This window comes from Bacillus atrophaeus, from assembly GCF_039519175.1.
In the GTDB taxonomy this organism is placed as follows: Bacteria; Bacillota; Bacilli; order Bacillales; family Bacillaceae; genus Bacillus; species Bacillus atrophaeus.
Genome location: NZ_CP154443.1, coordinates 4,194,892 through 4,208,523, shown reverse-complemented (window position 1 = coordinate 4,208,523; position 13,632 = coordinate 4,194,892). Strand labels below are relative to the sequence as shown.

General features: G+C 44.2%; 15 protein-coding genes, 1 tRNA gene and 1 riboswitch. Of the genes, 13 read left to right on the top strand and 3 right to left on the bottom strand.

Going from position 1 to position 13,632, the window contains the following annotated elements:
* Positions 1–19: 19 nt before the first annotated feature.
* Positions 20–199, top strand: a riboswitch (Lysine riboswitch).
* 125 nt (positions 200–324) lie between these two features.
* On the top strand, positions 325–1,554 hold the full coding sequence (locus AAHT65_RS21250) for an aspartate kinase (protein WP_061572628.1): 1,230 nt from the start codon (positions 325–327) through the stop codon (positions 1,552–1,554).
* Between the two features lie 47 nt (positions 1,555–1,601).
* Here AAHT65_RS21250 and AAHT65_RS21245 read toward each other — a convergent pair whose 3' ends face one another.
* Positions 1,602–2,048, bottom strand: coding sequence for a YslB family protein (locus AAHT65_RS21245; RefSeq protein WP_010789410.1), 447 nt, complete (start codon positions 2,046–2,048; stop codon positions 1,602–1,604).
* A 294-nt stretch (positions 2,049–2,342) separates the two neighbouring features.
* Between AAHT65_RS21245 and sdhC the strand changes: the two genes are divergently transcribed.
* The 12 genes from sdhC to AAHT65_RS21185 all read left to right on the top strand — a co-directional run bounded on the left by sdhC (position 2,343) and on the right by AAHT65_RS21185 (position 11,191).
* Positions 2,343–2,951, top strand: a complete 609-nt coding sequence (gene sdhC / locus AAHT65_RS21240) for a succinate dehydrogenase cytochrome B558 (RefSeq protein WP_003325188.1) — start codon at positions 2,343–2,345, stop codon at positions 2,949–2,951.
* Positions 2,952–2,984: 33 nt separating this feature from the next.
* Positions 2,985–4,745, top strand: a complete 1,761-nt coding sequence (gene sdhA / locus AAHT65_RS21235; protein WP_003325189.1) for a succinate dehydrogenase flavoprotein subunit — start codon at positions 2,985–2,987, stop codon at positions 4,743–4,745.
* Positions 4,746–4,747: 2 nt separating this feature from the next.
* Positions 4,748–5,509, top strand: coding sequence for a succinate dehydrogenase iron-sulfur subunit (gene sdhB, locus AAHT65_RS21230; RefSeq protein ID WP_003325190.1), 762 nt, complete (start codon positions 4,748–4,750; stop codon positions 5,507–5,509).
* Between the two features lie 60 nt (positions 5,510–5,569).
* Positions 5,570–6,007, top strand: coding sequence for an acyl-CoA thioesterase (locus AAHT65_RS21225; RefSeq protein WP_088117702.1), 438 nt, complete (start codon positions 5,570–5,572; stop codon positions 6,005–6,007).
* A 122-nt stretch (positions 6,008–6,129) separates the two neighbouring features.
* Positions 6,130–6,354 (top strand): spore germination transcription factor GerE, encoded by a 225-nt coding sequence (gerE, locus tag AAHT65_RS21220; protein ID WP_003184172.1) that lies wholly within the window; start codon positions 6,130–6,132, stop codon positions 6,352–6,354.
* A gap of 163 nt (positions 6,355–6,517) precedes the next feature.
* Positions 6,518–6,958: a MarR family winged helix-turn-helix transcriptional regulator gene (locus AAHT65_RS21215; protein WP_003325192.1), complete on the top strand. Its 441-nt coding sequence runs from the start codon at positions 6,518–6,520 to the stop codon at positions 6,956–6,958.
* Positions 6,959–6,965: 7 nt separating this feature from the next.
* Positions 6,966–7,784, top strand: coding sequence for a glutamate racemase (gene racE / locus AAHT65_RS21210; RefSeq protein WP_087941853.1), 819 nt, complete (start codon positions 6,966–6,968; stop codon positions 7,782–7,784).
* A gap of 140 nt (positions 7,785–7,924) precedes the next feature.
* Positions 7,925–9,010, top strand: coding sequence for a GerMN domain-containing protein (locus tag AAHT65_RS21205; protein ID WP_061670270.1), 1,086 nt, complete (start codon positions 7,925–7,927; stop codon positions 9,008–9,010).
* Between the two features lie 110 nt (positions 9,011–9,120).
* Positions 9,121–9,858, top strand: a complete 738-nt coding sequence (gene rph, locus AAHT65_RS21200; RefSeq protein WP_094232532.1) for a ribonuclease PH — start codon at positions 9,121–9,123, stop codon at positions 9,856–9,858.
* Positions 9,859–9,870: 12 nt separating this feature from the next.
* On the top strand, positions 9,871–10,467 hold the full coding sequence (locus AAHT65_RS21195; protein WP_088117699.1) for an XTP/dITP diphosphatase: 597 nt from the start codon (positions 9,871–9,873) through the stop codon (positions 10,465–10,467).
* 15 nt (positions 10,468–10,482) lie between these two features.
* A complete protein-coding gene (locus AAHT65_RS21190) occupies positions 10,483–10,998 on the top strand; it encodes a YfcE family phosphodiesterase (protein WP_003325197.1) in 516 nt (171 codons plus the stop codon).
* Between the two features lie 119 nt (positions 10,999–11,117).
* Positions 11,118–11,191 (top strand) — tRNA-Arg (locus tag AAHT65_RS21185).
* A 132-nt stretch (positions 11,192–11,323) separates the two neighbouring features.
* Here the strand turns inward: AAHT65_RS21185 and AAHT65_RS21180 are convergent.
* Both AAHT65_RS21180 and AAHT65_RS21175 read right to left on the bottom strand, forming a co-directional pair.
* On the bottom strand, positions 11,324–12,169 hold the full coding sequence (locus tag AAHT65_RS21180) for a YsnF/AvaK domain-containing protein (RefSeq protein WP_061670269.1): 846 nt from the start codon (positions 12,167–12,169) through the stop codon (positions 11,324–11,326).
* Between the two features lie 383 nt (positions 12,170–12,552).
* Complete coding sequence (locus tag AAHT65_RS21175; RefSeq protein ID WP_343310781.1) at positions 12,553–13,008, bottom strand: GNAT family N-acetyltransferase; 456 nt, start codon at positions 13,006–13,008, stop codon at positions 12,553–12,555.
* Between the last annotated feature and the right edge of the window lie 624 nt (positions 13,009–13,632).

Sequence of the window (13,632 nt, the reverse complement as noted above, 5' to 3'; positions counted from 1 at the left end):
AAGTTAGATCGTGTAATATGGTGAAGATAGAGGTGCGAACTTCAAGAGTAAGCCTTTGGAGAAAGATGGTTTCTGTGAAAAAGGCTGAAAGGGGAGCGTCGCCGAAGTAAATAAAACCCCATCTGTTTTATTTGCTGGCCGTGCATTGAAAAAATGTAAGGCTGTCAAGAAATCATTTTCTTGGAGGGCTATCTCGTTGTTCATAATCATCGTGATGATTAATTGATAAGCAATGAGAGCGAATTCCTCTCATTGCTTTTTTTATTGTGAACAAAGCGCTCTTTCTCCTCATCCGCACGAACCAAAATGTAAAGGGTGGTATGTATGGGTCTCATCGTACAAAAATTCGGAGGTACTTCTGTCGGTTCAGCCGAAAAAATTCAAAATGCGGCCAATCGCGCCATTGCTGAAAAAAAACAAGGTCATCAAGTCGTTGTCGTGGTGTCTGCTATGGGCAAATCAACAGATTCATTAGTCAGCCTTGCAAAGCAGATTACCGCTCAGCCGAGCAAAAGAGAAATGGATATGCTGCTTGCGACAGGAGAGCAGGTTACAATCTCACTCCTTTCCATGGCGCTTCAAGAACAAGGCTATGACGCGGTTTCTTATACAGGCTGGCAGGCCGGCATCCGCACAGAACATGTCCATGGCAACGCCAGAATTACGGATATCAACACATCTGCCGTTGAAGATCAGCTCAGTGAAGGCAAGATCGTCGTTGTCGCCGGATTTCAGGGCATGACAGAAGAGGGCCAAATCACAACGCTGGGACGGGGCGGTTCAGACACAACCGCTGTCGCTTTGGCAGCCGCATTAAAAGCGGATAAGTGTGATATCTATACGGACGTGCCCGGTGTATTTACAACCGATCCGCGTTACGTGAAATCGGCGAGAAAGCTGTCGGGAATCTCATACGATGAAATGCTGGAGCTTGCCAACTTAGGAGCAGGCGTGCTTCACCCGAGAGCCGTTGAATTTGCGAAGAATTATCAAGTGCCTTTAGAAGTGCGTTCAAGTACAGAAACCGAAGCGGGAACATTAATTGAGGAGGAACCATCCATGGAACAGAATTTAATTGTCAGAGGCATTGCATTTGAGGATCAGATTACAAGGGTTACAGTCTCCGGTCTGGCAAACGGCCTGACGACACTTTCAACTATTTTCACCGCACTTGCGAAACGGAACATTAACGTGGATATCATTATTCAAACAGCGGCAGGCGACAATAAAACCGGCATTTCCTTCTCCGTCAAATCCGAAGACACTGACAATACTGTGGCCGTGCTTGATGAGTATAAAGATGCGTTGAAATTCGACCAAATTGAAACCGAAAGCAAATTGGCCAAAGTGTCAATCGTCGGCTCCGGTATGGTATCTAACCCGGGAGTAGCGGCTGAGATGTTCGCGGTCCTTGCGAAAAAGAATATTCAAGTAAAAATGGTCAGCACTTCTGAAATTAAAGTCTCAACGGTGATAAGCGAAAATGACATGGTGAAAGCGGTAGAAGCGTTACACGATGCGTTTGAACTATCAAAGCAGGCGTCGGTCGTGTAAAGGACAAGCAAAGAGGCGAAGACTGTAAAGTCTTCGCCCTTTTTTGATCAAACAGGATCTTTCATATCCCATTTCACGGTCAGAACCACTTTGTCTGCCCGCTTTTTGATTTGTTCATATGATTCAGCGATCTGGTCATTCATCAATTGAATTTGTTCAGCGATAAAACCTGCTTCAAGCTGAAAGCACGGCTCTTTTTGATATGTAAGGCGATTTGAAACGAGCGGGCCCTCCAGCTCAAACTCAAGCTCCTGTCTCTTGCTGCTGACATTTGTGAGGGTTCCCCAGCCGGCTTCTTCAAAGAAAGCCGGAAACTCTTCCCATGATTCAAGAGGGAACTTGCGGGCTAGATGCTTTCCTGCCCAATACATCATGGATGAATAATCTTGGCCAAGCATGTCTGGGAGGACAATCTCTCGGATCAGTTCGTAGGCGTAGGCGTTGAGTTCAATTTCTTTTAGGTTTTGTATTGATTCTTCATATTTATTCTTCATAACATGTCTCCCCTCTCTCCTTCGTTTATTATAGCTTAAACAGGGGTAAGGTTGACAGAATGATCCTTTATTTCTCGTGAAAAATAAAGGATAAACGTATATTAATAAAATAAAATTTTCAAACCAACTATTTAATTCGGAAAATTGTAATTTATGTACGCGTTTTCTTGACGACCTTTTGAGGGAGGAGTAAAATGAAATTGTCAATAAATCTTAATAAAGTGCTTACAATTGAAAGAAGCGGGGGACAGAGATTTATCACATTTCGCACTTATCAAACTAGGGGGTAAAGTAATGTCTGGGAACAGAGAGTTTTATTTTCGAAGATTGCATTCCTTGCTCGGCGTCATACCGGTCGGCATATTTTTAATTCAGCATTTAGTTGTCAACCAGTTTGCCGCAAGGGGAGCGGAAGCATTCAACAATGCGGCTCATTTTATGGATAGCCTGCCATTCAGGTATGCTTTGGAAATTTTTATTATCTTCTTACCTTTAATTTATCATGCGGTTTACGGCGTGTACATAGCATTTACTGCAAAAAACAATGCAGGCCAGTACAGCTATATGAGAAACTGGCTTTTCGTCATGCAGCGTGTAACCGGTATCATCACTCTTATTTTCGTCAGCTGGCACCTATGGGAAACGCGCATCGCGGCACAGCTTGGCGCTGAAGTCAATTTCGATATGATGGCGAATATCTTAAGCTCTCCTTTTATGCTGGGCTTCTACATTGTAGGTGTGATATCTACCATTTTCCACTTTTCGAACGGGTTATGGTCGTTCGCGGTTACTTGGGGTATTACTGTGACACCGCGTTCTCAAAAAATTTCGACGTACGTAACGCTGATCATTTTTGTTGCATTGTCTTACGTAGGATTAAAAGCGATTTTGGCATTTGTATAAGAGTATTAGATTACTAGAGGGAGAGGGGCTATCATGAGTCAATCAAGCATTATCGTAGTCGGCGGGGGTCTGGCCGGCCTTATGGCGACAATTAAAGCAGCGGAATCCGGAACGGCAGTTAAGCTTTTTTCTATAGTTCCCGTCAAACGCTCACACTCAGTTTGTGCGCAAGGCGGAATAAATGGAGCGGTTAATACAAAAGGGGAAGGCGACTCTCCATGGGAGCATTTCGATGACACAGTGTACGGCGGAGACTTTCTCGCGAATCAGCCGCCGGTAAAAGCAATGTGTGACGCGGCGCCGTCAATCATCCATTTAATGGACCGGATGGGCGTTATGTTTAACCGTACGCCTGAAGGACTTCTTGATTTCCGCCGTTTTGGAGGCACTCAGCATCACAGAACTGCATATGCGGGCGCGACGACTGGACAGCAGCTGCTATATGCGCTGGACGAGCAGGTCCGCAGATATGAAGTCGCAGGCCTTGTTACGAAATACGAAGGCTGGGAATTCCTTGGCGCTGTCTTAGATGATGACAGAACATGCCGCGGGATTGTCGCGCAAAATCTGACAAATATGCAAATTGAGTCGTTCCGTTCAGACGCGGTCATCATGGCAACGGGCGGACCGGGCATTGTATTCGGAAAGTCAACGAACTCTATGATCAACACAGGCTCTGCAGCTTCAATCGTGTATCAGCAGGGTGCATATTACGCGAACGGAGAATTTATCCAAATTCATCCGACAGCAATACCGGGTGATGATAAGCTGAGACTGATGAGTGAATCAGCACGCGGTGAAGGCGGACGTGTGTGGACATATAAAGACGGGAAACCGTGGTATTTCCTTGAAGAAAAATATCCGGCGTACGGAAACCTTGTGCCCCGGGATATTGCGACACGCGAAATATTTGATGTATGCGTCAATCAAAAACTAGGCATTAACGGCGAAAACATGGTGTATCTCGACCTGTCTCATAAAGATCCGAAAGAGCTTGATATCAAGCTTGGCGGCATCATTGAAATCTATGAAAAATTTATGGGCGACGACCCGCGCAAGCTTCCGATGAAAATCTTCCCTGCAGTCCATTACTCAATGGGCGGATTATGGGTGGATTACGATCAAATGACAAATATCCCGGGCCTTTTTGCAGCCGGTGAATGTGATTACTCTATGCACGGAGGAAACCGCTTAGGGGCGAACTCTCTTCTCTCCGCCATTTACGGAGGCATGGTAGCAGGTCCGAATGCGGTTAAATACGTAAACGGCCTGGAATCTTCAGTCGAAGATATGTCTTCAGCTTTATTTGATGCCCACACGAAAAAAGAAGAAGAAAAATGGGCCAATATTATGAGCATGGACGGCGACGAGAATGCTTATGTGCTTCACAGAGAGCTTGGTGAATGGATGACTGCCAACGTAACGGTTGTCCGTCATAATGACAAGCTCTTGAAAACCGATGATAAGATTCAGGAATTAATGGAACGGTACCAAAAAATCAATATCAATGACACCACAAAATGGAGCAACCAGGGTGCGATGTTTACCCGCCAACTCTCGAATATGCTGCAGCTGGCCAGGGTCATTACACTCGGCGCTTATAACCGTAACGAAAGCAGGGGTGCGCATTATAAACCGGATTATCCTGAGCGTAACGACGATGAGTGGCTCAAAACAACAATGGCTAAGCACGTTGGGCAGTTTGAGGCGCCGGAATTTGATTATCAGGATGTCGATGTTTCACTGATCACACCTCGTAAACGGGATTACTCGAAGAAAAAGGTGGCGAAATAATCATGAGTGAAAAAAAGACAATACGGTTTATTATCACCCGTCAAGATACAGCCGACAGCACGCCTTATGATGAAGAATTTGAAATCGGTTATCGTCCGAATCTGAATGTGATTTCAGCTTTAATGGAAATCCGCAGAAATCCGGTCAACGTGAAAGGGGAAAAAACAACTCCTGTCACATGGGACATGAACTGTCTTGAAGAAGTATGCGGCGCATGCTCAATGGTCATTAACGGGAAGCCGCGCCAGTCCTGTACGGCGCTTGTTGACCAGCTTGAACAGCCGATCCGCTTAAAGCCGATGAAAACATTCCCGGTTGTGCGCGATTTGCAAGTAGACCGCAGCAGAATGTTTGATTCATTGAAAAAAGTAAAAGCGTGGGTCCCGATTGACGGAACATACGATTTAGGACCCGGTCCGAGAATGCCGGAAAAACGCCGCCAATGGGCATATGAATTATCTAAATGCATGACATGCGGCGTCTGTCTTGAAGCTTGCCCGAATGTAAACAGCAAATCTGATTTCATGGGGCCGGCTCCTATGTCTCAGGTTCGCCTCTTTAACGCTCATCCGACAGGGGCGATGAATAAATCCGACCGTTTGGAAGCGCTCATGGAAGACGGGGGTCTTGCAGACTGCGGGAACTCACAAAACTGTGTTCAATCCTGTCCGAAAGGCATCCCGCTGACAACTTCTATTGCAGCCTTAAACAGAGATACGAATTTACAAGCATTCCGCAATTTCTTCGGAAGCGACAGAGTATAAGAATTATAAGCCTCTTCCGCATGGAAGAGGCTTATTTTTGATAAAAAGGAGATGAATGTAGTGAAACTGCCGGCTTATATAGATAGACCGTTTGAACAATGGAGAGCGTCCTTTTCCTTTTATGATGAAGTATCGGTTCGGTTTTCAGAAACAGACATGTTTGGCCATATGAATAATGTAACCCCTTTCATTTATTTTGAAGAAGCCAGGATTTCCTATTTCAAGAAGCTGCACATGATGAATGAAAATCGAGAAACAATGACTGTCGTAGCCAACCAGCAATGCGATTATTTGAGGCAGGTCATGCCCTATGAAGCGCTGCGCATTTTTGTGAAAACAAGCGCTGTCGGCAATGCATCTCTTACCTTGCATTACCTCGGAGAAAATCAAGAAGGCGAGCCTTGCTTTACGGGTTCAGTTGTCATGGTGCAGATTTCCAAAAAAAGCGGCAAGGCTGTCAGCTGGACAGAAGGTGAAAAAGCAAATCTCCTTGCATAAACAATGAACTATTTCTCGTGTAAACGTCACCTCCCGCGCGCTCCTTACATAAGATATCTTGACTATATCAAAACCCATTCGTTTCAGATTCGCTCTCACCTTAGCAAGGAGGGTTACAATACTTGAAGGAGAAAGAATTTCAATCAAAGCCGCTGCTAACAAAAAGAGAAAGAGAAGTGTTCGAATTGCTCGTTCAAGATAAGACAACAAAGGAGATTGCAAGCGAGCTATTTATCAGTGAGAAAACCGTTCGTAACCATATTTCAAATGCCATGCAGAAATTGGGTGTGAAAGGGCGTTCGCAAGCCGTTGTTGAGCTTCTTAGAATGGGTGAGCTAGAGCTCTAATTCTTGCCGGTATTCCTTCTTTACAAGAGGGAACCGGTTATTTGTCATTAGTCTGAAAACCCCGTCTTTTTCTTCATCAGTCTTGCATTTTATTTAAAAAAGAAGGAAAATAGACACGGAACGCTTATTTGCGTCAAGAAATCCTTGAGTGAGGGATGGACATATGACATCAAAACAGTTGGAGCATGTTGCGGACATTGAAAAGTCACTCCGCCACATTGCCGCGATCATTAAACAAAAAGGAAGAGAAATCCTTAATCAATATGCGATCACACCGCCTCAATTTGTCGGCCTGCAATGGCTTTATGAACTTGGAGACATGACAATAGGCGAGCTGTCGGGGAAAATGTATCTGGCATGCAGCACGACAACAGACCTTATTGACCGTATGCAAAAAAATGCGCTTGTCGAGCGGGTAAAGGACCCGTCGGACAGACGCGTCGTCAGAATTCACCTGCTTCCTGAAGGAGAACGCATTATTCAAGAAGTGATCAAAAAAAGGCAGGAATATCTGTGCGATATGTTTGAGACGTTTTCAGAAGACGAAGTGGTCGTTTTCGAAACATCATTGTTGAAACTGCAGCAAGAAATGAAAAGAAAATGAGGCGATTTTGTTGGATCAACCAATTGGAGTCATTGATTCCGGGGTTGGCGGGTTAACCGTTGCTAAGGAAATCATAAGACAGCTACCAAAAGAAAATATCATATACGTAGGGGATACGAAACGCTGCCCGTACGGCCCGCGTCCTGAAGAAGAAGTTTTACAATATACGCGGGAATTAACGCAGTACTTATTAAACAGCCATCACATTAAGATGCTTGTGATTGCCTGCAACACCGCAACAGCGATCGCTTTAGACGCGATTAAACGTGAAGTGGATATTCCTGTTGTCGGCGTCATTCAGCCCGGAGCGAGAACGGCGATCAAAGTAACGAAGAATCAAACAATCGGTGTGATCGGCACGGAGAATACGATTAAAAGCGGCGCCTATGAAGAAGCGCTTGTGGCTTTAAATACAGAGCTGAAGGTAGAAAATCTTGCCTGCCCGCTGCTCGTGCCGTTTGTAGAAAGCGGGAAATTTCTTGATAAAACAGCTGATGAAATTGTCGAGACATCACTGCACCCGCTGAAAAACACAACCATTGATACGCTTATTTTAGGATGCACTCATTACCCAATTTTAAAAGATGCGATTCAGAGATACATGGGAGAGCATGTGAAAATCATTTCTTCCGGCGATGAAACCGCACGGGAAGTGAGCACGATCCTTTCGTATAAAGGCTTATTAAATCAGTCTCCGTTTGCGGCGGAACATCAATTCCTCACAACCGGAGAGCGCAGCCGTTTTGCAAAAATTGCTGATGATTGGTTCGGCCATGAAGTGGGTCATGTAGAATGCATCTCTCTTCAAGAACCGGTAAATAGATAGTTTGTATACCCCGCAGCATAAGTGCTGCGGGGTTTTTGCCGCTTCTTTTTATTTCTTATGCCATAAATTCAAAGATTACGGTCTATTTCCCGAAAGGGCTCGTATACATAGTAGTACAAACAGCCTTAGGAGGGAAAAGTATGCTGAAAAAAGGATCTACTGTCATCGCCGCAACATGTCTCACCTCTGCCTTGCTTTTATCTGGATGCGGTTTGTTTCAATCCGATAAAACAGCCGAGGAAATTGATCCGCCGCAAGATGTTTCATATGTAAAGGATGAAGCGGGGGCGGATTTAAATAAAACCGACAGCAAAAAAAGCGATACCTCTAAAGCGGATCAAGAATCATCCACAGTCATGAGGGAGCTTTATCTGATTGATAAAAATGGATATGTCGTAGCACAGACGCTGCCCCTTCCAAAAAGTGAGGGAACCGCTAAACAGGCGCTTGAATACCTCGTTCAAGGCGGACCTGTGACAGAAATGCTGCCGAATGGGTTCAGAGCTGTTCTGCCGGCTGATACAACGGTAAATGTTGATATCAAAAAAGACGGCACTGCGGTAGCTGATTTCTCCAATGAATTTAAAAATTATAAAAAAGAAGATGAACAAAAAATTGTCCAATCGGTGACATGGACGCTCACTCAGTTTAGTTCAGTAGATAAAGTGAAGATGAGAATTAACGGGCATGAGCTGAAAGAAATGCCTGTGGGCGGCACTCCGATTTCAGACGATTTAAGCAGAAAAGACGGCATTAATATCGAGACAGCCGGGGTCAATGACATGACGGCTACACACCCGGTGACAGTCTATTATTTAGCAGAAACAGATGACAGCGAGTACTATGTGCCTGTGACAAAACGAATCGACAATTCAGAGACAAATGACATTACAGCCGCAATCAATGAGCTGGCGGATGGCCCGAGCAAGGCAAGCGGCCTTTTAACGGATTTCCAAGAAAACGTGAAGCTCGTGAGCAAACCAAAGCTCAAAGAGGGCCATGTTACGCTTGATTTTAACAGCTCGATTTACGGAAGTGCCGACGAAAAGACAAAGATGATCTCATCAGAGGTCTTAAACAGCATCGTGTTGACATTAACGGAGCAACCCGATGTGAAGAGCGTGTCTGTAAAAGTGAATGGTAAGGCGGAGTTGGTCAATGAAAAAGGTGAAAAGCTCTCAAAACCGGTATCAAGACCGTCGCAAGTGAATACGGGTAGTTTTTAATTTAGGATTTTTGATATACTAGTAAGAAAGAGGTTAGCGTTCCGGCTGCCTCTTTCTTTATTCAGTTCCGGGACAAAAAAGGTTTATGTACATACAATCGGAGGTAAAACATGAGACACGACGGAAGACAACACGATGAGCTGCGGCCGATCACATTTGATCTGGATTTTATCAGCCATCCGGAAGGTTCTGTTTTAATTACAGCGGGAAACACGAAAGTGATCTGCAATGCATCTGTGGAAGACCGCGTTCCGCCATTTTTGCGCGGTGAAGGCAAAGGGTGGATTACGGCGGAATACAGCATGCTGCCGCGGGCAACCAATCAAAGGACGATCAGAGAATCTTCAAAAGGGAAAGTTACCGGAAGAACGATGGAAATTCAGCGTCTGATCGGACGTGCGCTGCGTGCGGTCGTCGATTTGGAAAAGCTCGGTGAAAGGACGATCTGGATAGACTGTGATGTCATTCAGGCGGACGGCGGGACAAGAACAGCCTCCATCACAGGCGCGTTTCTTGCAATGGGTATCGCAATCGGAAAACTAGTAAAATCAGGTGTGCTCAAAAAGACTCCAGTCACTGACTTTTTAGCAGCGATTTCTGTCGGAATTGATAAGGAGCGGGGACTTCTGTTAGATTTAAATTATACGGAGGATTCCGCCGCGGAAGTAGACATGAACGTCATCATGACGGGAAGCGGCCGCTTTGTTGAGCTTCAGGGAACCGGAGAGGAAGCGACGTTTTCACGCGAGGATTTGGACGGGCTTCTCAGCCTCGCAGAAAAAGGAATCCAAGAGCTGATTGACAAGCAAAAAGCGGTGCTGGGGGATTACCTGCCAGAACTGAAATAAAGACAGAAAGGCTTGATCATCATGAAAGAAGCGATTATTGCAACGCACAATCCGGGAAAAGTGAAAGAGTTCAAAGACATTCTTGCGCCAAAAGGGTACGATGTCAAATCGTTAGCGGACATCGGATTTTTGGAAGAAATCGAAGAAACCGGCCACACATTTGAAGAAAATGCGGTTCTCAAAGCTGAAGCCGTCGCCAAGGCAGTGAACAAAATGGTCATTGCTGATGATTCAGGTTTATCTGTGGACAATCTAGGCGGAAGCCCGGGCGTTTATTCGGCCCGATATGCAGGCGAACAAAAAGATGACATGGCGAATATCAATAAAGTGCTTCAGGAACTGAAAGGCATTGAAAAAGAACAGCGTACGGCCCGATTCCGCTGCGCGCTTGCCGTCAGTATTCCGGGTGAAGAGACAAAAACAGTCGAAGGGCATGTCGAGGGCTACATTGCAGAAGAGCCGAAAGGCGAAAACGGCTTTGGCTATGATCCGATCTTTATCGTAAAGGATAAAGATAAAACAATGGCAGAGCTGACCAGTGATGAAAAAAATAAAATCAGCCACAGAGCCAACGCACTGAAAAAGTTGTCACAGCTGCTTGAGGAATAAGGAGGAGCTTGCAGAATGAAAGTTCTGATCATCAGCGACAGCCACGGGCTGGAAGAAGAGCTTAACATGATCGCAAAACGCCATGAAAAAGAAGTTGATCTCATGATTCATTGCGGCGACTCTGAGCTTGAATCGGAGAATCCGGCATTAGGGCCTTTTTCCGTTGTGAAAGGCAATTGCGACTTTACCGGTAATTTTGAGGAAGAGCTGATCCTGTCAGCCGGGTCAAAGCGCATTCTGGTGGTGCACGGCCATCTGCACGGCATTAAACAGTCTCTCTTAACCGTTTACTATCGTGCCGAGGAGCTGGGAGCAGACATTATCTGCTTCGGACACTCACATATCGCAGGAAGCGAAATGCTGCGCGGAAAACTCATGATCAACCCGGGCAGCATACGTCTGCCGCGGGTGCGGAACGTAAAAAGCTATGCTATACTGACTCTAGCAGAAAACGAAGCGACAGTAACATTTTACGACCAAACAGGGCAAGAAATCACCGGCTTACAAAGCCATTTCACATTTGAAACATAGCATGAGGGAGAAATATTTCTTCCTCATGAAAAAAATTCTAAAAACCTGTTGACTTATTGTTGTAATCCTAATATAATAAATCTTGTCGCTGATACTTAAAGCGAAAAAAACAAAAACATGTCCCAGTAGCTCAGCAGGATAGAGCAACGGCCTTCTAAGCCGTCGGTCGGGAGTTCGAATCTCTCCTGGGACGTACCGAAAGAAAAACCTCAAACTTCTTGGTTAAACAAGGGTTTGAGGTTTTTTGTATAGATATGAATGTTTATCCTAAAAAAAGACTGACCTAAAATATCTTTTAGATCAGTCTTTTTACGGTGATACAGAGTTATTTATGATTTAAAGCATCGTCATCATCATCTAGATTCCGGACATGTCCTTCTTTATTGAGACGAGGCTCTTCTTTCTTCACTGTTTCTGATACATGCTCATTCTCTTCCACAGTTCGTTTTCCGATAACGACTTCATCGGTTACAACCGGTTTTTTTGTTACTTCTACCTGTTCTTCAACGATCGGGACTCTGATTGTTTCTGAGTCATTTACAGGAGAAGCTTCACCAGTATTATCATTCACTGGACGGCGTTCTACGTAAATTTCATCATGCTTCACAGGTATATCCATATCCCTTTGTTCTGTTTTGACGTCTTTACCTATTTCTACTTCACCGGTTTGAACATCTTCCTTATTTACATTTAATTCTTCTTCTCTGATCGGCATTGTTTTTTCTTCTTTAGTCGTATAATCTGTCATCTCATCAGATGTGCGTGCATTTGAAAATCCGCCTGAAAGAACATGTCCATTATCAATAGTTGAGTTGTCTAACTCTGCATCTGTATCAACTGCTAATAAAATTTTCCCGTCATTTAATTCTTCTTGATACCGCTCTGCATCTTCATTTGCAATATCTAAATCGGATAATTTGTTTTGATTTGTTCCAGAGTCGTCCATAGTGAAATAATCTTTTAGTTTATCGAAAAATGATTCTGAGTCGCTATCATTTGTATCAGCTGCTTGCTTTACTTGTGTCCCTGTCTGAGACTCTAAATAATCTGTATCTTTACGATTTGTAACGACAGAAATATTGTCAGAATCATACCCTCTGGTCTTTAATCCTTCAATGGCTGCAACCGTTTCTCTTGGCGTTTCATAGATACCTACTACACTTTTAGTCATATGGATCTCCTCCTTTAAATTTTAAATATTATCGTTCATGTCGTCTTTAATTCCCGTTACTCTTTAAAATAAACAAAATAGAAAACATAACAGCATACTATCTGAATTTTTATAGAACGTTATTAATTCAATTAAAAGGTTAGTATGGTCTTCTGCACCGTATTTAAGAGAACTGGAACGGCATGAAAAGCACATTTGCGCGGCCGATTCATCATAGTCTGGTGAACTAGATACGAAAGCGCTGGCGCGTATACGGTTATAGATAAAAGATAAGGAGAGATAAAGCAATGATTACCTGCTTTATCTCTCCTCTTTTGTACGATTTCCTGCGACAATTTTATGTCTAAGCTATTAAAGTACGTTCCTTTTAGTTAAAAACAAGCTCATAATTCCTTTGTCATAAAGACACTATTCGGGTCATCAGTATAGTCCGAAAACGGCTCGCAATACTGGAACCCAAAACTGGCATAAAGTCTTCTTGCCGGTTCGAAAGAGGCTATTGAGCCCGTTTCCAAACTTAACCGCCGATAGCCGCGTTGCTTGGCCTCTTCAATGATGTGCTGAAGAAGTCGTTTTGCAACACCCTTTCTTAAATGAGACGAAGATGTTCGCATTGATTTTATTTCTCCATGCAGACCATCAAGTTCCTTAAGCGCTCCGCACCCAACTAATTCATCTTCTTCCCATGCGCTCCAGAAGGTCATCTCCGGCCTTTTCAATTCATCAAGATTTAATGCATGTATACTTTCCGGCGGAGAAATTAGCGACATGCTATGTAAATGCTCTCTCACTAATTCAGCCACTTCAGAACTTGTTACATCATCTATTTTAATATTCATAACAAAATCCCTCCGTAATAATCCATTTGGATAAGCAGTGAAGTGGATTACACTGTTTACATGTTAAATTAAGTCTATATATATACAATCTTACTTCCAAGTATGATGACAGGAAAACTCACAAAACTATCGGTTTACATATGGTACTTATATAAAGAGGGCCTTCTAAGCCAAGTCGGTCGGGAGTTCAGAAACTCTCCTAGGAGGTCATTCATTATCCATTCATCATGTTTGAGAATTATTTTTTAGTTGAAATATATGTAAAAATCCCAAACTATCGAGGACGATTTGGCGCTTTCAGTTTATCTTATGTGCCCATAAAGCAAGTTTTCTGTGGTTCTTCCGAAGCTTTGTTAACCGAAAACCTGCCTAAACCCTCCGTGTCTCCTGGACGCCCTGCTGAATCTGCCGCCATGAGCCCCCGCGAAGCTGTATCCGCTACCGCCGCGGCCCGAAAATCCATAGCTTCCTCTCGCGGCTCCGAAATGCTGTCCATAGTGTCTTGAGCCATAAGGGAATTGAGATTAAAGCTGGCAACCGCTGTATGGACTGTGCGGGAACCGCAAGGATGATATCCCTGCTGATATCCGCCTGGAAAAGAAGGTTGGTACTATTGCGGAAAAG

Bases quoted from the DNA above. Each gene is read 5' to 3' on its own strand.
- AAHT65_RS21250 (WP_061572628.1), top strand. From the start codon at position 325: ATGGGTCTCATCGTACAAAAATTCGGAGGTACTTCTGTCGGTTCAGCC.
- AAHT65_RS21245 (WP_010789410.1), bottom strand. From the start codon at position 2,048: ATGAAGAATAAATATGAAGAATCAATACAAAACCTAAAAGAAATTGAA.
- sdhC (WP_003325188.1), top strand. From the start codon at position 2,343: ATGTCTGGGAACAGAGAGTTTTATTTTCGAAGATTGCATTCCTTGCTC.
- sdhA (WP_003325189.1), top strand. From the start codon at position 2,985: ATGAGTCAATCAAGCATTATCGTAGTCGGCGGGGGTCTGGCCGGCCTT.
- sdhB (WP_003325190.1), top strand. From the start codon at position 4,748: ATGAGTGAAAAAAAGACAATACGGTTTATTATCACCCGTCAAGATACA.
- AAHT65_RS21215 (WP_003325192.1), top strand. From the start codon at position 6,518: ATGACATCAAAACAGTTGGAGCATGTTGCGGACATTGAAAAGTCACTC.
- AAHT65_RS21205 (WP_061670270.1), top strand. From the start codon at position 7,925: ATGCTGAAAAAAGGATCTACTGTCATCGCCGCAACATGTCTCACCTCT.
- rph (WP_094232532.1), top strand. From the start codon at position 9,121: ATGAGACACGACGGAAGACAACACGATGAGCTGCGGCCGATCACATTT.
- AAHT65_RS21190 (WP_003325197.1), top strand. From the start codon at position 10,483: ATGAAAGTTCTGATCATCAGCGACAGCCACGGGCTGGAAGAAGAGCTT.
- AAHT65_RS21180 (WP_061670269.1), bottom strand. From the start codon at position 12,169: ATGACTAAAAGTGTAGTAGGTATCTATGAAACGCCAAGAGAAACGGTT.
- AAHT65_RS21175 (WP_343310781.1), bottom strand. From the start codon at position 13,008: ATGAATATTAAAATAGATGATGTAACAAGTTCTGAAGTGGCTGAATTA.